Raw genomic sequence first — 19,460 nt, forward strand, 5'->3', positions numbered from 1 at the left:
ATTGTATCCGGGATTTCAGAGGCTTCGTCTCGTCACATTCGGGTCTGGGAGAGTTACGTCCAGAAATAGCGCACAATATGGAAGAAGACCGGAGCCGAAAAGACGAGGCTGTCGGCCCGGTCGAGCATCCCGCCATGTCCTTCGATCATGTGGCCCCAGTCCTTCACGCCGCGATCGCGCTTGATGGCGGAAGCAACAAGCCCACCGAAGAAACCCATGATGCATGATGTAGCCGCAAGGGCACCCGCCTGAACCGGCGAAAACGGCGTCAGCCATGCAAGACCGGCTCCCAGAAGAGAGGCGCTCGCAACCCCGCCCACAAAACCTTCCCACGTTTTGGACGGCGATATGCTGGGCGCGATGCGATGCTTGCCGAACAGCTTTCCGAAAATATACTGCAGCACATCACTGCCCTGCACGGTGGCCACCAGAAACGCGATCAGAAGCAGTTTCTTACCGTCAAAACCGGGAATATCCAGCGTCATCAGCGCGGGCACATGGCTGATGCAATAGACCGACAGCATGATGCCCCATTGCTGTTCGCTGATACGCTCCAGAAAGCGGGACGTGTCGCCGGAAAGCGCAGTCAGAACCGGCATGGCGAGGAAGCAGTAGACCGGGATGAAGATGGAATAGAGCCCGTACCAGTCGATCCAGATCAGATAATATTGCACCGGAATGACCAGCAGGAACATGCCGAGCAGCACGCGATGGTCGGCGCGTCTTGTCTGCGTCAGCGTCGCATATTCGCGCAAGGCGGCAAACGAGATCAGCGCGAACAGCACGATTACGCCACCCTTGCCGAACAGGAAGGCGATGCACATGGCGCCGACCATGATCCACCATGCCTTGATGCGGGCATTGAGATTGACCAGCGTGGATGAAAGCGGCTTCGGCGCGCGCCATGAAAGAACACCGGCAACGGCGCTTGCCGTTATCAGAACGCCCATGAGGCCAAGGAATAATCGGGTCGTTTCACTCATGAGTGATTACCATTCTGGGGCTGAATATCGAGAAGGCTCTGACGGGCGCGGGCGAGAAATTCCTTGCGGTCCTCACCCTCGCCAAGCTGCACCGGCGCACCGAAAATGACACGGCAAAGAAGCGGCACCGGCAGCATTGCGCCCTTGGGCAGCACGCGCGACATGTTTTCGATCCAGCATGGCACCAGCTCGACATCGGGGCGTGCCAGCGCCAGATTGTAGATGCCGGAACGAAAGCGTAGCAGCGCTTCATCGGTCATGTTGCGTGTGCCTTCGGGAAAGATGATGAGTGAATGACCATCGGCCAGCGCTTTCAGCATCACTTCCATCGGGTCTTGCGTGCGTTCCACCCAGTTGCGCTCAACAAGCACGGTGCGCAACAGAACTTCGGCCATGAACTGACGCACGCGGTTGCCCCGCCAGTAATCGGCACCGGCGACAGCACGGGTGCGCGCGCGCTCCTCCTGATCGAGACAGGAGGAAAGCAGGATGAAATCGCCGTGGCTTGTATGGTTAGCAAAATAGATACGCTGATTGCGCGACGGACCGGTGCCGCTCCAGATTGGACGCACGCCGGTAATCCCGCGCGACAGGATTGCCAGAAACGAACCGAACGTCGATTGCACCTGATGGCGGATCAGTTCCCGCATGTCACAGCCCCTGACCCAATGGCACTGTGGCCAGCAGAATGAAAAGCACGATACCCAGCCCCATGAAGAACCGCAGACGCCCCATGATGCGTCGCGAGCCTTCTATCCTTTTCGCAAGTGGACGGACCGTGCCGTCATTGGAGCGCAGGCCCATGCGCTCAAGAATGCTGTCTACCTCACCCAATCCCGTTTCATCGGAACCGGCGATCAGCTTGAAAAGTGCTGCATCAAACAAGAGGTGCGCAGCGATACCCAGCACGATCAACGCGCTTACCAACAAAAGCGGCCAGATCAGCCAGAAGGCCAGATCATGCACCGGGCGCATGAAGGGCGCGACCGCAAGCAAAGCCACGGCGACAACGATGCCGAGAAAGGCATTGCGGCGTAGAACAATTGCTATGGACGCTGCAGGCGTATTCATGTCAGCTCCTCCGCCAAATGCAGATGGACCGGCCAGGCTTTGGAACGTATCAGCACTTCGGCTTCCCGTGCATTGACGACGCGGCCAGTAGAGACAAGCCATGCGACCGCAACCGTTGCGCTGCGCTGAAAGCCAAGCGCACAACAGATGAGCACCGGACCGTGATGGCGTGCGGCTTGAACGGCATCGGAGGCCAGTTGCACTTTTTCCGATGACGGCGCGACCAGATCAATCGTGCCGAAACTCTTCCATTCTATAGAATGGGGTGGCGGCACCATTTCAGCGGCGAGATCGATGACGGCAGCAAAGGAAGAAAGTTCTGCGGCTTTTGGAAAACGTCCGAGAAACACCCCGTCGGCAAGCTCGACATGCGGCGGCAGCTTGCGTGTCCAGAACCGTACATTCAGCCGGGCAAAAAGCCGGTAAGGCCAAAGCAGCCAGCGGCTTGCGAGACTGACCGAACCGTCTGTCATTTTCTGGAAAATGCCGAGGCCCGCACCGAAATAGCCAAGCGCTACAATGGCCAGTGCCGTTGCAGGCCAAAGCCAGAAAATCGCATAACCGGTGACGGTCAGGCCATGGATGGCGAGCACCAGAAACAGGATTGCACCCGCCAGATAGTAAAACCCGATCCTTCTGGCTTTGGGGTCTGCTGTAAACTGAAACTCTGCCAGCGGCGAAGGACCGCTGCGCGGGAAAAGCCACAAGGCGAACAGGCCAAGCAGAGCGCCCGCCGGAATATCGACCGCGTGATGCTGATAGGTCGTCAGCACTGACAGACCGATCAGCAGACACCAGACATGCCAGACCACGCGCATGGTATCGCCCATTATGCGGCGCATCTGATCCCAGATGATGATCAACAGCGCGATATGCAGCGAGGGCGCCTGATTAAAGGGTTTGTCGAACCCGCCAAGCACATCGAACATAAAACCCGGAAGACCAGCCGTTGCCGGTTTTACAAAGGTTGCGGTCAACGGAAAAGCGACGAAGCAAAGAACCGCGATAATCTGTGCCGTGAGATAACGCTTCGCCAGCCGGTCGACCTGTTCGGTGCTGTCATTGATGAACAGCGCAATCGCATAAAACAGATTGACCGACCAATAGGGAATGATGCTCCACGCGATAAAGGGAACATGGCCTTCCCAGTTGAAAGCGAGGTTCGGCACGTCATCATGGAGCGATGCAAGCCAGTTGGCCGTGCCGTAGGTCAGGTAAAAAAAGGGCGCGAGAAACAGAAGCCAAAAGATCGCGCGGCGGATCACAGGCCGCCGCGAGAAACCATCAAGCTCCGTCAATTGCGTGGTCACGCTTCAGCGTCTCCGATCCGTTCCGCAATCGATACGGTAAAGATGCCCCATTGATCGGTGCGTTGTTCGATCTTGCGATAGCCCGCCTTTTCGACGAGCTGATCCATTTCGCCCTGTGTGCGGCGGCGCATCACCCATGCCTGTCCGCCGCGATGTGACGTGAGCGCCCGCGCGATCATTTCAAGCTGCGGATGCCATGGCTGGTTGGTGTAAATGAGCAGTGAGCCCGGCTTCTGCACGCGGGCGAGACCCGAAAGCGACCGGTTAATGAGCGCATTGTCCGGGAAAAGCTCATAAAGCCCCGACACAATCGCAAGGTCTGGCTGTGGTGTGACCGTTGCCAGACTTTCTTCGTTGAACGCATCGCCTTCTTCCATATGAGCGATTGCTTCAAGACCGCGATCCTTGATGAGCTTGCGGCCAGCCAGCACATTGATCGGCGAGTAATCGCGAAGATGAATGCTGTCCGGCAATTCGCCGGCACGCACCACCGCATCAATCACATAGCGGCCATGCCCACATGCAATGTCGAGGATATTGGTCGATCGACCTTCGCTTTCCAGCCGCCTGATGGCGTGTCTGATGAGTTCCTCAAGATGCACTTTGCGCTGGCGAATGCCTCGCCAGCCAATGGCTTCCAGAAACTGTTTGTCGATGAGCTTGCCGCCGGGGCCTAAGCCTCGTGCTTCATTCTCGTAGACATAATCAAGCGTGGAGCCTGAATCGAAACCGGTACGACGACCAACTTTCAGACCTTCCGACAAAAGCGAGCCAAAGCCGATAGAGGCGCGCGTTGATGCCCAGTAAAGCCCGCGCGGTGAAAGCAGCGGTAGCGGACTTGATAGTTTGTCAGCCTCATCGCGCGTATGGCCTGCAATATGGGCATCCGTCAGATCAGCGCGTTGTGGTGCTTCCGCAAAACGCGCTTCGATGAAATCATGGATCAGCGCGAGAGCCGGTTTGCGATCCCGTTCGCCCAGCGTGTCATGGTAAAAACCTTTGAGCACATGGCGCTCTTTGATGCGGCTGCCGAGGTTCTCAAAAAAGCGGTGCTGTGGCGTTGGTCGCACGACAAAATCGCTGCCGGAAATGAGAAGCTGTGTCGGAACGGTAATCGCCCGCGCATCATCCACCACGCGCTTTGCTGCCTCATACAGCTGAAGCAGAATATGCGAGGCGATTGGCCGTGTAATCAGCGGATCGGTGCGATAGGATTCAATGCGCTCCCGATCATGGGTGAGAAACTGCGGTTTGACGTAGGAATTGACGAAGAACGTGCCTTTGAGTTTCTGCCAGAGCGCGATGCCCTCTTTGGCGAAAGGCACATAAAGCTTGATGTCGAAGGCTGGCGACGCCATGACCAGCGCACGGATATTGGGCGCATAGTCATGTACCCATGCGCTCGCCAGAACGGCGCCGACGCTCTGCGCAATCAGCGCGACGTCTTCGTTTCTTATACCGGTTTCATTGCGGATATGGGCAACGAAACTATCAAGATCGCGGATCGAAGCACCGAATGACGGCGAAAAGCCGCGCACGCCCGGAGAGTTTCCGTGGCCGCGTGCATCCCAGGCATAGAATGCATAATCATCAAGACCGAGCTCATCCACGAGATGGCTCACACGTCCGCTATGCTCGTGGCCACGATGCAGGAGAACGATAATGCCCTTCGGCTTTTCAGAGCGGGCAGGCCAGAAACGATAGAACAGCGAAGTGCCGTCATGGGTGACGAAATGGGATTCTAGCGGTTCACGATGTGACGCCGTTTCATGCCCCGGCAATTCTGTGCGCTGGCTCATCATTTCTCCTCTCAACAGGCCTTCTCCCATTTTTCGGGATGAACTCCAAGTTATTCGACCCAGTTACTATTGAGTAGAACAGAATGTTTGAATAAACGAGCTAAGGCCGGCCGCAAATAGCTGATTTCTACATAATCGTCATTTCCAAAAGTTTCCCGAAAGTTTCTTATGTCTGTTTATCAACTTAAGTCCCGTTTCCAGAACTTGTTGAGACCTCTTGTCGTGCAGCTTGCAGCAAAAGGTGTGACGGCCAATCAGGTGACTGTTGCCGCCGCCTTGGCTTCAATTGTTCTTGGTGCTTTTCTTGGGCTGAACGGGAATGCGATCTGGTTTGCGCTGGTGCCGGTCTGGCTTTTTCTGCGCATGGCGCTCAATGCAGTTGATGGTATGCTGGCGCGCGAACATGGTCAGAAATCCATGCTGGGTGCCTATCTCAACGAGATCGGCGATGTGATTTCCGACGCGGCGCTCTATGCGCCTTTTGCGATCATCGCGCCGTTTTCGTCGCTGTGGATATTCGCGATTATCTTCATCGCCACGCTGACGGAGTTTGTCGGCGTGACGGCAGCCTCGCTCGGATCAAGCCGCCGTTACGATGGACCAATGGGCAAAAGCGACCGCGCTGTGGTCTTTGGTGTGCTTGGTGCCTGGATCGCCATTGATGGCATTCTGCCACAATGGATGTTCTGGTTGCAGCCGGTGCTGTGCGCGCTTCTGATCCTCACCGTCATCAAGCGAATCCGTAATGGAATGAAAGAAGCCCCGAACGCATAAGCGCGGGGCTTCTTCTGTCTTAAGAACTATTCGCTTTTAGTTTGCAGAAACGAAAGCCGACATGCTGGTAATCAGCAGCATTCCGACAGTTGCGCCTGCGTCCTGAAGACCGATGGTCTTTTCCTGAAAAGCTGCGGCCTTGCCGTGCTGGGCAACCATCGTTTTGGTCGCTTCAAGCGCATCTTCGGCCGCCTTGGCTGCAGCTGCAAGCGCATCGGCAAGCGAGGCACCAGCCGCTGCTTGAGCTTCAAGGGTTAGAGCGATTGGATCAAGCACATCGAGAAGCGTCTTGTCGCCAACCTTTGCCTTGCCGCGCTCGGCAATACCATCACGATATGCGCGCCAGAAAGCGGCAATCTCTGCGGTTCCCAGCTCGTCGATACCGTCACAGGCCTTGCTTGCACGCAGGAAGCCGGTTGCGGTCAGCGTACCCATGGTTGATGGCGCGACGCGGGCCATAGTGGCGCCAGCTGTACGCAGAAGCTTGGCGATACCCGCAGCTTCACCTTCCGCATGGACAGCTTCTGAAGCTGCTGCAAAGGCCTTGCTCATGGTGATGCCGAGATCGCTATCGCCAACCTTGCCGTCCAGCGCGATAAGGAATTCGCGCTGTTCTGCAAAAAGCTGCTTCCAGCTGTCGAAGAGATTGATCAGATCAGATGCTGTAATGACGTTCATGGCTGCACCTCAACCCGCAAAATGCTTGAAAAATGGGGTATTAGCGGATGCGGCAACCAGTGGCTCCAGTTCTTCATCAAGATGCAGCACGGAAACTGACGCGCCAGCCATTTCCATGGACGTGGCAAACTCGCCGATCCAGACATGCCTGACCTTGACGCCACGCTCATCAAACAGCTGGGAAACCCGGCGGAACATGATGTAAAGCTCTTCAAGCGGCGTGCCGCCAAGACCATTGACCAGCACGGCAACTTCGTCGCTCTTGGCATAGGCCTGCTCGACAAAAATACGTTCCATCAGCTCGTCGATGACTGCATCAGCGCTGGCAAGCTTCTTGCGGCTGATGCCCGGCTCGCCATGGATGCCCATGCCGATTTCCATTTCATCTTCTCCGATGGAGAAGGTTGCGTGACCGATTTCCGGTACAACGCAGCTGGAAAGTGCAACACCCATGGTGCGAGTGCGCAGACGTGCCTTGTCGGCAAGACGTGTCACTTCATCCAGCGACAGACCGTTGGCTGCAGCGGCACCAGCTGCTTTGTAGACAAAGAAGATACCGGCGACGCCGCGACGCTTGTGTTCTTCACCGACAACCGAGGACGCCACATCATCATTGCCGATAACCTGTTTGACGGCGATGCCATCGAGATCGGCAAGTTCTGCAGCCATATCGAAATTGATAATGTCGCCGCTATAGTTGCCATAGATGTAGAGAACGCCTGCGCCCTGATCGATAGCCTTGGTGACCTGATACATCTGTTCCGAGCTTGGCGACTGGAAGACGCCGCCGACAGCTGCGCCATCGATCATGCCTTCGCCAATATAGCCGAGGAACAGCGGCAGGTGTCCGGAGCCGCCACCTGTTGCAATGCCGACCTTGCCGGATTTGGTATTGGCTGTGACCATGCAACGCTTGTCATTATCGACAAAGGTAAGCTCGGGATGCGCCCGATAGATGCCTTCGAGCATCTCATCCACGAAATTGACGGGATCGTTCAGGAATTTCTTCATGATTTCCTCTTGAGAGTATCGGGTTATTTCTTGCGTTGGCGGGTGACGAAGAAGGCGGCAGCCAGCAGGATGAAGCAGCCGACGACGAGACGCTGCCATGTGCTGGGGATGCCGACGAGCACCAGAACACTGTTGATGACGGTGATGAGCAGCACACCGAGAAGGGTGCCAAAGACGGTGCCGGTGCCGCCGGTGATGCGTGCACCACCGAGAACCACAGCGGCGATAACGGCAATTTCGGTTCCGACGAAATCGAAGGGGCTCGACTGGCGATTGGCGCAAACATGGATGATGCCTGCAAGTCCGGCCAGACCACCTGCATAGCCGAACAGGAAGATATGGATGGTGCGTAGATTATAGCCGAGGCGGCTTGCAATCTGGCTGTTACCGCCCATCGCAAAAATCGCGCGGCCCATCAAAGTGCGGTTCAATATCCACCAGGTCAGGATTGCGGCCGCAGGCAGCACCAGAAAATAGAATGGCATGGTGATGGTGGCACCGGTTGCCGATTCAAACTGGAACAGAGGAAGGCGACCGAAAGCACCCATTGTCGGCGGCAGAGACATGATCCAGACCGTGCCGACGAAAGCCAGCAGGAAGCCACGGAAGAGATACTGCGTGCCGATGGTGACGATCAGTGACGGTACATTGAGGTAATGCACCAGAAGACCATTGAGGACGCCGAGGAAAATACCGCCCGCAATCGCCATCAGAATGATGAAGATGATCGGCAGTTCCGGCATATAGGACTGCACCAGAAGCGTCAGCGAATAGACCGTCGTGGCAGCAATCGCCGTAAAGGAAACATCAATGCCGCCTGCGGCAAGAATGATGAAGACGCCAAGCGCAAACAGGCCCATCACCACACTGGCACGACCTATATCGATCAGCGTAGAGGCTTGCAGGAATGCCGGATTGATGATCGAGACAATCGTGCAGATTGCCACGAGCAGGAAAAAAGTGATCGATTCCGGGCGCCTGCGAATGAAGTCACCCAGTTTGAAGGATCGGGCGGTCCCCAAGTTATTTTGGCCCAGATCCTGTTGATACTGCGACGCACTCATTAGGCAACTTCCTTCTGCGACGACATCATGGCTTGATAGAGCTGATCTTCGGTGGCCTGTGCAGCATCCAGTTCGGCAACGATGCTGCCTGAGTTCATGACGAGAATGCGGTCTGCATTCTGCAGAAGCTCCGGTAGATCATCGCTGACGATGATGAGGCCCATGCCAGCTTCGGCCAGCGCCTGAATTGCGCGGTAAATTGTGTCTTTCGATCCCACATCGACGCCAACGGTCGGGCCGTGCAGCACCAGAAGCTTCGGGCCAATGCTCAGCCAGCGACCAATCAAAACGCGCTGCTGATTGCCGCCCGAAAGCGCGCCAACAGGCAGGTCCAGATTGGTTGTATTCAGCCGCATCTCTTTCATCAGCGAGGCGGCGATGTTGCGACCTTGTTTCTGGTCGACAATGCCAAGGCTGTTGCAGAGCTTTCTAAAGATCAGTGCGATCTCATTTTGGAAGATCGACTTATCGAGGAAAAGGCCTTCTGCAAGGCGGTCTTCCGGCACATAGCCAATGCCACGCTCGATGGCTTCCGCCGGGCTTTTAACTTCGGTCTTCTGACCTTCGAGGCGGATTGAACCTCTATCAGCAGGTACAACGCCTGTGATCGCCATGGCCAGCTCGTTGCGGCCGGAATCTGCAAGGCCGGTAATGCCGAGGATTTCACCCTTACGAAGGGTAAAGCCAATGTCCTTGAAGCCCGATGCAGTAAGGCCGTCGAGTTTGAGCAGTTCGGCATCGCCGGGCTGTGCCGTGCGATAACGCTCGGCGTCGATTTCCCTGCCGATCATCAGTTCGGACAGCTGCTGCTTGGTATAGTTTTCGATCGGGCCCTGTGCCACGCACTGGCCATCGCGGAAGACAACCGCATTGCCGCCGATGCGATAGCATTCATCAAGCTTGTGGGTCACGAAAAGCACTGCGACGCGCTCAGCGCGCAGGCGTTCGACAACTTCAATCAGATTATCCACTTCGCGACGGGTCAGCGATGTGGTCGGCTCATCCATGATGACAAGCTTGGCGCGCGTTGCAATGGCGCGTGAGATGGCAACCAGCTGGCGCATGGCAAGCGGCAGCTCGGAAACGATTGTATTCAGAAAGGCTTTGTCGGTTGGCAGGCCAACCGTGCTCAATGCCCGTTCTGCAGTCTCACGGAGCTGCGAAAGCTTGACGCTGCGAAACAGTCGGCCATTGCCTTCAACAAGCTGCTCATTCAGCGCTACGTTTTCAGCGACGGTCAAATTGGGAATAAGCGACAGATCCTGATAGACGGTCTCGATACCGGCTGCCAGCGACTGGATCGGGTTCAGCGAAGTATAGGTTTTGCCATCAAGAATGATTTCGCCTTCGCTGGGTGCATGTGCGCCGGACATGATCTTGATGACCGTGCTCTTGCCGCAGCCATTTTCACCCAACAGGTGATAGGCCTGGCCAAGATCGATTGTCAGATCAATGCCGCGCAGCGCGTGAACGCCGCCAAACCGCTTATGGATGTTGCGCAGTTCGAGAAAACGATCCGGCGACCGGTCGTTGCTCGTCCCATTCTTCGTCGTAGTTGACACGTTAAATTCCTTTGTCGCCGCACCGCTCGCCAAAGCGATTGGGCTGGCTGTAGGACCGTTGGCTTTCGTTTGCCACGCGCTAATGTCTTGATTTTAGATAGTTTGTTTGGTTCAGGCGCCCGGATGCAACGGGGCATCCGGGCTTTTGACACCATCGCGTGCGGCTGAACGATGTCCGCACACGATGGTCAGTCAGCCCGTGCGAAACGCCTAGAACAGGTGTTCCTTGTAGGTCGCCTTGTCAGCAATAACCATGCCGTTACCGATGACGAGCAGGCCTTCACCGGCACCCTTTTTGACGCTGACCTTGTTATAGCCTTCAACGCCGAGGTCGGTGCCTTCCTTGACTTCCTTCTTTTCGAGCAGAAGCTTGGCAACCGCATTCATCGCCATACCAGCCTTCTGCGGATCCCAGAAGCCGATTGCAGTGATGGCACCGGATTCAAGAAGATCTGCCGATGGGTTAGGCAGGCCGGTGCCGACGAGACAAACCTTGCCGCTCAGGCCAGCTTCGTCGATCGCACGGCCAACGCCGAGAACGTCGTTACCGGCAGAAGTCTGGAAGCCTTTCAGGTCAGGATGCTTGCGCAGGATTTCCTTGGCCTTTTCATAGGTGCCGTTGGCATCGTCGAAGGATTCGTTGTTCGGATCGACGAGCTGCATGTCAGGATACTTCTTGGCGTTTTCTTCGCCCGAACCAACCCACTGCATGTGCGTGCGGCTGCCGAGCGAGCCAACAAAGGTGGTCCACTTGCCGCTCTTGCCCATGCATTCTGCGAGACGCTCATTGAGTGCTGTGCCGTAATCGGCATTATCGAAGGCTTCGACGTCAGCCATGGTGTTGACCTGGTTGTCGGCTTCATGCGTCACAACTACAATGCCGCGTTCCATGGCGCGCTTGAAGGTGCCTTCGAGAACGGCCGGATCCATTGGGACGACGGCGAGAGCGTTAACGCCCTTGGCAACGAGGTCCTGTACGATCTGAAGCTGCTGTGCTGCGTCTGCCGTTGCCGGTCCGCTCTGCGTTGCAACGACGTCCGGATTGGCCTTCTGATAGGCTTCAACACCGGTGTTCATGCGGTCGAACCAAGGAATACCGCTGATCTTGACGACCGTTGCGATGACCGGCTTTTCCTGTGCGACGAGCGTGCCCGCGCTGCCCGCGACGATCGCTGCACCAATGATGGTTCCGGTGAGCAGTTTTTTCGTTGTTGCTTTCATCATTTCCTCCACACTTACCATCCCCCAAAGTCTATGTTCGGGTGCCTGAGGGTTGAGCACCGATGTTTCCCTTTTGGCGATTGCCGAGGGTAAAGAATCCCGCGATGTCGTATTTTCCGACTGCAAGGAAGGCGAGCAGCAGCAGGCCCCAGGCGAAGTCGCGGACGAAGTTGGAAAGGCCGCCGAAGTTGAGCAGGCTGGACATGAGCTGCAAAGCAATAGCGCTCAGCACCACGCAGATGACACGGCCATAGCCACCTTCAGGCTTCACGCCCGCCATGACGGCGATGAGAATGGCGACCAGCAGATACGAGCTGCCATAGTCGAACTTCACGTTGACGTTACGAGCTGCAATGATGATGCCCGCAATCGCTGCCAGAAATCCGCTCGTTGCATAGGTCGCAATCAGCACGCCATTGCGCGGGAAACCAGCGAAGACAGCGGCTTTCGGATTGGTGCCCATCAACATCAGCCAGTAGCCGTAAGGGGTAAAGCGCACGACTGCTGCGATCAGCAAGGCTACCGCTATGAAGATCAGGAAGCTGATTGGCACGGCGAGGAACATGTCATTGCCGATGCGCGACAGAAGATCGGGGCTGCCGACCATGACAGCGCGACCGCCAGAGACAACAACAGCAAGACCCGTAAAAGCCATCTGCGTGCCAAGCGTGCAGAGGATCGGGGTGATGTTGAAGCGCGCAATCAGGATTCCGTTGACGATGCCGCCCGCAAGACCGATCACCAGTGCCAGTCCGATAAAGGCGAGGCTGAAGCCAAGCTGGTTTTCGGCGCTTGAGATAAACATCGAAACGATGATAGCGGAGAGCACACCGGAAAGGTTGGCTAGTGCAATACCCGAAAGATCGATCCCGCCATTGCCAGCGCACATGGCCAGCATGACGCCGATTGCCAGAAGCCCGATTTCAGGCACCTGACCTGCCATGGACTGCAGATTGAACAGGGATAGGAAAGATCCTCCCGAAATATACGCGCCAAGCGCGAGCAATCCGAGATTGATGACAACAAGCATAGCAAGCTGATTGCTTGTCTTCTGCATGGTCTCCTCCTACCATGTTTAGTAAACAAAACTGTTATTCACTAAATAAATGAACACAAGCTTGTGGGTTGTCAAGCGTATTATCGTAGAATTATGGTTGCCTAACACAGGGAATTACCCTAATCGTTTTAAATCACAGCATTTCTGTTTACTAAACGAGACCTCAGTCCGCCCTTAATATCGAAGTGCCACCTGGAAAACATGAAAAAGAAAAAGTCCTTTACGATCAGAGATATTGCCGAGAATGCAGGTGTTTCGCCTGCAACGGTTTCGCTTGTTCTGAATGGCAAAGGCGAGATTTCAGGAGAAACGCGAGCGCGTGTTCTTGAGTCGGTGTCCCGTCTCAATTACGTGCCGCGCGCTGCCAAAACCGGGTCGAGTGGTGGTGAGACGATCCGTTTTCTGAAGATTGCCAAGCATGGTGAAACAGTTAATCGCGATCACAGCATTTTCGTCTCTGATTATATTGATGGCATGTCGTCGGAAGCGACGCGCCGCAACTACACGCTTGAAGTGGTAAGTTTTGAAGGGCAGCCGATCAGTGCGGTTGCTGAATCGCTGGCCGGTGCGCCGATCCGAGGCGTGATTGCGCTTGGGACCGAGCTTTCGGCGGCAGATATCCACATGATTCAGGGGTTAGGTCTGCCCACAGTCTTCATCGATACGTTTTATGAAGTCATCGAAGCCAACTTCGTCGACATGAACAATGAGGATGCCGTCTTCAAGGTTCTGTCACGCTTCAAGCAGCTTGGCTTTTCGCGGATTGGTTTTGTTGCCAGTCATACTGAAACGACGAATTTCCGTCTTCGCCGCGATGCGTTTTTCAAGAATATGCAGCGTCTGGACCTAAACGTTCAGGAGCGTGATATCCTTTCGGTCGAATCGACCTATGAAGGCGCACATCGCGATACTTGCGCGATGTTGCATTCAGGCCTCGATCTGGCGGAGTGCTATTTCTGCACGAATGATATTATCGCCTATGGTTTCATCCGGGCGTTGAAGGGCAAAGGCCTTCGTATTCCCGACGATGTTTCAGTGATCGGCTTCGATAATTTGCCGCAAAGTGCGACCATGGAGCCGGGCCTCACAACGGTTGAAGTCTCCAAGCGCAAGATCGGCAATCTTGCTGTGACTGTTCTGGATGATCTGATCAACACAGCTGAAACACAGCCGCCCGTTAAAATCCTGGTGGGTGCGAGCCTGGTCATCAGATCGAGCGATTCTGGTGTTGCTGCAAAGACGGTAGTCCCAAAGACCAGCGCGTTTACGAGCTAATCCTTTAAAATAGTCCATGAACTTTGAGCAGCGGCGGACGCAAGTCGTCCGCTGATTTTGCGCGCCTTTTTGTCTCTTTGCGGTCCTTAAGATTGATCAATCTCATCGGTGCTTTGTCCAAAGTACCGCGTGTGCAGCTATCCACACCTCCCTATTAGGTAGATAATTACTCTTGTAATTTTAATTATACATCTGTATTCAAGAGTCGAGTTCGCTATGGGCTGGAGGCAGAGGAGCCTTCCCGGGTGATCTTTAAAGCAGTCAGGCGGGAGAAAGTTTCGCCTGATTTCCAAGGGAGGAATTTATGAGAAAGCTTGCTACGCTGGCGGCTCTTGCTGCCTTTTCGCTGCCTGTTGCCGCCATGGCGCAGGACGCGCCAGGTACTGTCAAAAAAGACAGCTATCGCTTCGTCATCGTGCCAAAGGTTGTTCATCCCTGGTTCGATAAGGTGAATGAAGGCGCGCAGCAGGCTGCTGCGGCGCTCAAGGCGCAGACCGGCGCCAATGTTGAAATCGTCTACTCGGCACCACAGAGCGCAGACGTTGTTCAGCAGAACCAGATTATCGACAGTGCACTTGCAACCCGTCCGGACGGTCTCGCCCTCGATCTGCTCGATCCATCGGGCAATCGCGCCTCGCTTGAAGAAGCACAGAACCAGAAAGTTCCGCTGGTCCTGTTCGATTCCGTGCCGCCTGAAGGCATGAGCATCACCCATATCGGTTCGGATTTCTGCGAGCAGGCAAAGATTGCTGCCCGTCGTCTGGTTGAAGTTTTGGGCGGTGAAGGTGAAGTTGCGATCATGATGGGTGTGCCAACCGCACCAAACCATTCGATCCGCGCCGATTGCCATCGTGCAGTGTTCAAGGAACATCCGGGCATCAAGGTTGTTGCCGAAGGCATCGACAATGACAGCATCGAAATTGCACAGCAGCAGGCAGCGGCCATTATGCAGGCCAACCCGAACCTCAAGGGCTGGGTTGCATCGGATGCGGCTGGCCCGATTGGTATCGGTCAGGCCATTGTTGAAGCTGGCAAGCAGGGCAAAGTCACGCTGGTCGGTCTCGATAACTTGCCGGAAATGCTCGACATGATCCGCAATGGCGTGGCCGACAGCTCGTCCGCTTCGCAGCCTGAACTTCAGGGTTACTGGTCGGTGATGACACTCTGGGCACAGGCAACTGGTGCTCCTGTTCCGGGTTATATTGACACCGGCAATGCATTCCTCACCAAGGAAAACGTAGGCAACTGATCCGTTCCGGTCTTGTTGCAGGAGCACGGGTTCTCCCGTGCTCCATTCTTTCTTGTTCTGTCGGGCCGTGTCTGGACATCACTTTAACCGGAAGCGTTTCGGTAGCTGCCCCCCGCAATGCCCCCAGAAATATCCAAGGTGTCCATCATGGCTTATCTTGAAACAAGCGGATTAGGCCGGGATTTTCCTGGTGTGACCGCGCTGGATGATGTTGACCTGAAAATCGAGTTGGGTCGCACGCATATTCTTGCTGGCGAAAACGGTGCTGGCAAATCCACACTCGTTAAAATTCTGACCGGAACTGACAGCGCTTCGCGCGGTCAGGTACTGATTGATGGCCGCGATCCGGTTGCCGATCCTTCGCTCTATAAGAATGTCGCTTATGTTCCGCAGGAGCTGACGCTGTTCCCACAGATGAGCGTCGCTGAAAACCTGTTCATGCCGTTTAACCGAACCGGTCATGGCGGCTTTATCGTCAACCGCAAAATGTTGATGGAAGAAGCGAAATCCTATCTCGACCGTTTCGGCATTGAAGCGCGGCCGGATGATCTGGTTGCCAATATTTCCGTGTCCGATCAGCAGCTTCTGCAGATTGCGCGCGCCTGCACCAATGAGCAGATGAAGGTGCTGATCCTTGATGAGCCGACATCTTCGCTGACGCGTGTTGAAGTTGAGCGTGTCTTCAAGGTTATTCGTGGTCTTCTCGATCGCGATCATGCGATTGTTTTCATCAGCCACAAAATGGAAGAAGTCTTCCAGATTGGCGATGATTATACCGTTCTTCGCAATGGCACCAAGATTGAAAGCGGTCACATCAAGGATGTGACCGAAGCTGATCTGATCCGCGCCATGTCTGGCCGCGATCTCTCCTTTGATGAGCATTTTCGCCCATCCGCACCGACGACCGAAACAATCATGGAAGTGCGCGGACTGTCGGGATCGCGTTTTGAAGACATCAGTTTTGATCTGCGCAAGGGTGAGATTCTTGGCTTTGCCGGTCTGGTCGGAGCTGGACGCTCTGAAGTGATGCAGACGATCTTCGGCTTTCTCAAAGCCAAAGCCGGACAGGTGAAGGTTGAAGGCGAAAGCTGGACACTCAACGATACGTCGCGCTCGGTTTCAGGCGGCATGCTTTATCTTTCGGAAGAGCGAAAGCATCACGGCATTCTGCCGCTTTTGTCGCTGCGTGAGAATATTGGCATTTCGATTTTGTCGCTGACCAGCGGCAAGCTGGGCATCAGCGATAGTCGTGAACGCAATATCGTGCAGAAGATCATTGATGACTACGGCATCCGCACGTCCGGAATGGGCAAGCGCATCTCGCAACTTTCCGGCGGCAATCAACAGAAGGCTATTATCGGCCGGGCCATGGCCACGCGTCCGCGCGTGCTGATCTTTGACGAGCCGACCAAGGGCATCGATATCCGCACCAAATCCGAGATTTATCGCATCATGAAAAATCTCGCCGAAGAAGGCGTAGGCGTCATTCTCGTTTCTTCGGAACTCAACGAATTGCAGAAATGCGCAAGCCGTATCATCACCATGCATAACGGCCATATCACCGGTGAGTTCTCTACCACCGATACAAACAATGAAACACTCGTGGGCGCGATCTTTGGAACAGAGGTAAAAGCCGATGCAAACTAATCCCCTTTCCAATCTCTTCCGCACGCCGCTTGCCGGTGTCTTTGTGGCTCTGCTGGTGATCTTTGCCCTTTCGGCAATTATGTCACCTTATTTCCTCACACCTTATAATCTGTCGGTTGTGGCGCGTGGTCTGGCCTTTGTCGGGCTTATCACCATTGCACAGTCCATGCTGATGGTACTGGGTGAGCTTGATCTGTCGCTTGGTGTGATCGGCGGTTTGAGCGGTGTCGTGTCCGGCATTTTAATGATGCGTATGGGTTTCGAGCCTTATACCGCAATGCTGCTTGCCATTTTGCTTGGGCTTTGCCTCGGTCTGTTCAATGGTTTCCTCGTCACCTTCCTGCGCCTGCATTCGCTGGTACTGACCATCGGTACGGCAGGCATCTTTGGCGGTGCCAATCTGGTGCTGACACGTGGCGTTGCCATTACCGGTATTCCGCGTGAAGTGCATTTCCTTGGCCGCGGCGATCTCTTCGGAATTCCGGTGCCGTTCATCATCATGTTCGTAGCGCTACTGATTGCGACTTTTGTGATGCTGAAAACACCGTTCGGTCGTTACATGTATGCTATCGGCAACAACCGCGACGGCGCCCGTATGCTGGGTATTCGTGTGGATCGTGTGCGTCTCATGGTGTTCGGCGCCGCTGGTGCCATTGCAGGTCTTGCCGGTGTGTTGATGGTTGCGCGTCTTGGTACGGCACAGCCTTCGATTGGCGACAGCTGGGTGCTTGCTCCAATTGCTGCTTCCGTCATTGGTGGCGTTGCCACAACAGGCGGTATTGGCAGCCCGATTGGTGCGATTCTCGGTGCAGGTATCATCGCTATTATTGAAAACATTATCGTTCTGTTTGGTGTCTCGCCCTATTGGCAGGGCATTGTTTCGGGTGCAATCGTCGTGCTGGCTATTTCGTTCGATGCCATATCGCGCCGTTATCTGCGCCGGGATGCCCATTGATCAAGCGACGCGTTTAAGAAAGTTAGAACCATGAATGAACAAGTCAAAACCAAAAAGCTGATCAACGCGCCTGAAAATATCATTGCAGAAATGATTGAGGGCATGGTCGGCGCACATCCCGACATTCTGCGCGTCGAAGGCGAAACGGGCCGTGCTGTTGTAGCGGTCGATGGTCCGCGTGAAGGCAAGGTCGGCATCATTGTGGGTGGTGGTTCTGGTCACGAACCAGCTTTTGCAGGTTATGTCGGACGTGGCCTTGCGGATGCTGCAGCGGTGGGCAATGTGTTTGCTTCGCCATCGCCTGCCCATATTGCAGAAGCGGCACGGGCTGCGGATGGTGGCGCTGGCGTGCTGATGCTTTATGGCAATTACACCGGCGACGTTCTCAATTTCACCATGGCTGCGGAAGAACTTGCGCAGGATGGTATGGATGTGCGCCATGTCGCTATTGCCGACGACGTCGCTTCGGCTCCGATTGATCGCAAATCGGAGCGCCGCGGCATTGCCGGTGATATCCTGGTGTTCAAGGTAGCGGGAGCCGCGGCTGATCTGGGTGAATCCTTGTCGCGTGTTGAAGCGCTGGCACAGGCGGCCAATGAGGCGACCCGTTCCATGGGCGTGGCATTGAGCCCATGTTCGCTACCTCAGACTGGTAAACCGAATTTCACCATCGGTGACGATGAGATGGAAATCGGCATGGGTCTGCATGGCGAGCCGGGCATCCGCCGTCAAAAGCTTGCGCCTGCCGATGAAGTGACCGACGAACTGATGGCCTCGGTTGTGGAAGAACTGGCGCTTAAGGCAGGTGATCGCGTCGCCGTTCTGGTCAACGGACTTGGTGCGACGTCGCAGATTGAGCTTTACCTGATCTTCCGTCGCGTGAAGCAAATCCTTGATGGCAAGGAAATTCAGATTCACGCCTCATGGGTTGGCGAATATGCGACTTCGCTCGAAATGGCCGGTGCGTCGGTGACGCTGATGAAGCTTGATGCGACCTTGCAGGCGCTTCTCGATCATCCATGTCATACGCCAGCCTTAACGGTTGGTGCTGTGCAGACAGCCGATCGCGAACCCGCTTCGCACCGCAAGGCTGCACGCAGCGCCGAACACAAGGAAGCGGCCACGGACACGCCGCGCAAGCTCATCACCGAGGGTGATGTGACGCCTGCGCTTTTCAAGGCGATGATGATGAATGTCGGCAATCAGATCATTGCCGAGAAGAACTGGCTCTCGGAACTCGACGGCGTGATTGGTGATGGCGATCACGGCATCACCATGGAAATTGGCTGGAAGGCTGTTCAGCATGCGCTCGAAGATGAGCAGGGCGATGAGACGATTGAAGCTATCTGCAAGCGCATGGCAAAGGCGTTTCTGGATGCGGTTGGTGCTTCATCCGGCCCGCTTTACGCAACGGCATTCCTGCGTGCAGGTACAGCTGTCAGCAGTCGTCTGAACCTTGATGGCAATGGCATGGCCGAATGGCTTGCAGCGGCATCGCAAGGCATCCAGGATCGGGGCCGCGCGGAGCCGGGCGACAAGACGATGATCGATGCATGGGTTCCGGCGGTTGAGGCTGCAACCGAGGCTGCAAATGCCGGGAAATCGACACTTGAAGTGCTGATCGCCGCACGCGACGGTGCTGAAGCCGGGATGAAGGCGACGGCTGCAATGGAATCGCGTCGCGGACGGTCGGCCAAGCTTGGCGAGCGTTCAATCGGCCACATCGATCCGGGCGCGGCATCTACATTCGTGACCCTGCGCGCCATGGCAGAAGCCCTTCAAGGAAAGCATTAATATAGTAACA

General features: G+C 55.5%; 17 protein-coding genes. 6 read left to right on the plus strand and 11 right to left on the minus strand.

The window, feature by feature from the left end:
- Positions 1-53: 53 nt before the first annotated feature.
- Genes CEV33_RS14130 through CEV33_RS14150 form a run of 5 tightly spaced genes read right to left on the minus strand, consistent with a single transcriptional unit; the run spans position 54 to position 5,163 of the window.
- Entirely contained in the window at positions 54-983 is a 930-nt protein-coding gene (locus tag CEV33_RS14130) for a phosphatidate cytidylyltransferase (RefSeq protein WP_094541089.1), read from the minus strand.
- Positions 980-1,633 carry a lysophospholipid acyltransferase family protein gene (locus tag CEV33_RS14135; protein WP_011982634.1) on the minus strand — a complete coding sequence of 218 codons (654 nt, stop codon included), beginning with the start codon at positions 1,631-1,633 and terminating at the stop codon, positions 980-982. Before CEV33_RS14135 ends, CEV33_RS14130 begins: the two co-directional genes overlap by 4 nt.
- Before the next feature lies 1 nt (position 1,634).
- The gene (locus CEV33_RS14140; RefSeq protein WP_094541090.1) at positions 1,635-2,054 is read right to left on the minus strand and encodes a hypothetical protein; all 420 of its coding nucleotides are present in this window, start codon (positions 2,052-2,054) and stop codon (positions 1,635-1,637) included.
- Complete coding sequence (locus CEV33_RS14145) at positions 2,051-3,364, minus strand: phosphatase PAP2/dual specificity phosphatase family protein (protein ID WP_094541091.1); 1,314 nt, start codon at positions 3,362-3,364, stop codon at positions 2,051-2,053. Before CEV33_RS14145 ends, CEV33_RS14140 begins: the two co-directional genes overlap by 4 nt.
- Positions 3,361-5,163: a bifunctional alpha/beta hydrolase/class I SAM-dependent methyltransferase gene (locus CEV33_RS14150; RefSeq protein ID WP_094541092.1), complete on the minus strand. Its 1,803-nt coding sequence runs from the start codon at positions 5,161-5,163 to the stop codon at positions 3,361-3,363. The genes CEV33_RS14145 and CEV33_RS14150 overlap by 4 nt, the downstream gene beginning before the upstream one ends.
- 168 nt (positions 5,164-5,331) lie before the next feature.
- On the opposite strand from CEV33_RS14150, the gene CEV33_RS14155 reads away from it, so the two are divergent.
- Positions 5,332-5,937, plus strand: a complete 606-nt coding sequence (locus CEV33_RS14155; protein ID WP_094541093.1) for a CDP-alcohol phosphatidyltransferase family protein — start codon at positions 5,332-5,334, stop codon at positions 5,935-5,937.
- A 36-nt stretch (positions 5,938-5,973) separates the two neighbouring features.
- Here the strand turns inward: CEV33_RS14155 and CEV33_RS14160 are convergent, their stop codons facing one another.
- From CEV33_RS14160 to CEV33_RS14185, 6 genes are all read right to left on the minus strand, one after another.
- Entirely contained in the window at positions 5,974-6,615 is a 642-nt protein-coding gene (locus tag CEV33_RS14160; RefSeq protein ID WP_094541094.1) for a dihydroxyacetone kinase family protein, read from the minus strand.
- A 9-nt stretch (positions 6,616-6,624) separates the two neighbouring features.
- Entirely contained in the window at positions 6,625-7,626 is a 1,002-nt protein-coding gene (locus tag CEV33_RS14165; RefSeq protein WP_094541095.1) for a dihydroxyacetone kinase subunit DhaK, read from the minus strand.
- 23 nt (positions 7,627-7,649) lie between these two features.
- Positions 7,650-8,690, minus strand: coding sequence for an ABC transporter permease (locus tag CEV33_RS14170; protein WP_094541096.1), 1,041 nt, complete (start codon positions 8,688-8,690; stop codon positions 7,650-7,652).
- Positions 8,690-10,252, minus strand: a complete 1,563-nt coding sequence (locus CEV33_RS14175) for a sugar ABC transporter ATP-binding protein (protein WP_094541721.1) — start codon at positions 10,250-10,252, stop codon at positions 8,690-8,692. Before CEV33_RS14175 ends, CEV33_RS14170 begins: the two co-directional genes overlap by 1 nt.
- Positions 10,253-10,462: 210 nt before the next feature.
- Positions 10,463-11,473, minus strand: a complete 1,011-nt coding sequence (locus CEV33_RS14180) for a substrate-binding domain-containing protein (RefSeq protein ID WP_010660622.1) — start codon at positions 11,471-11,473, stop codon at positions 10,463-10,465.
- A 31-nt stretch (positions 11,474-11,504) separates the two neighbouring features.
- Positions 11,505-12,530, minus strand: coding sequence for an ABC transporter permease (locus CEV33_RS14185; RefSeq protein WP_094541097.1), 1,026 nt, complete (start codon positions 12,528-12,530; stop codon positions 11,505-11,507).
- Positions 12,531-12,731: 201 nt separating this feature from the next.
- Here CEV33_RS14185 and CEV33_RS14190 point away from each other — a divergent pair, with 201 nt between their 5' ends.
- The 5 genes from CEV33_RS14190 (at position 12,732) to dhaL (ending at position 19,450) form a co-directional block, all read left to right on the plus strand.
- Positions 12,732-13,805, plus strand: a complete 1,074-nt coding sequence (locus tag CEV33_RS14190) for a LacI family DNA-binding transcriptional regulator (protein ID WP_094541098.1) — start codon at positions 12,732-12,734, stop codon at positions 13,803-13,805.
- A gap of 304 nt (positions 13,806-14,109) precedes the next feature.
- Complete coding sequence (locus CEV33_RS14195; protein ID WP_094541099.1) at positions 14,110-15,054, plus strand: substrate-binding domain-containing protein; 945 nt, start codon at positions 14,110-14,112, stop codon at positions 15,052-15,054.
- Between the two features lie 147 nt (positions 15,055-15,201).
- A complete protein-coding gene (locus CEV33_RS14200) occupies positions 15,202-16,701 on the plus strand; it encodes a sugar ABC transporter ATP-binding protein (protein ID WP_094541722.1) in 1,500 nt (499 codons plus the stop codon).
- Positions 16,691-17,656, plus strand: coding sequence for an ABC transporter permease (locus CEV33_RS14205; RefSeq protein ID WP_094541100.1), 966 nt, complete (start codon positions 16,691-16,693; stop codon positions 17,654-17,656). The genes CEV33_RS14200 and CEV33_RS14205 overlap by 11 nt, the downstream gene beginning before the upstream one ends.
- A gap of 30 nt (positions 17,657-17,686) precedes the next feature.
- Positions 17,687-19,450 carry a dihydroxyacetone kinase subunit DhaL gene (gene dhaL / locus CEV33_RS14210; RefSeq protein ID WP_094541101.1) on the plus strand — a complete coding sequence of 588 codons (1,764 nt, stop codon included), beginning with the start codon at positions 17,687-17,689 and terminating at the stop codon, positions 19,448-19,450.
- Positions 19,451-19,460 lie beyond the last annotated feature (10 nt).

Source organism: Brucella grignonensis (assembly GCF_002252505.1).
GTDB lineage: Bacteria > Pseudomonadota > Alphaproteobacteria > Rhizobiales > Rhizobiaceae > Brucella > Brucella grignonensis.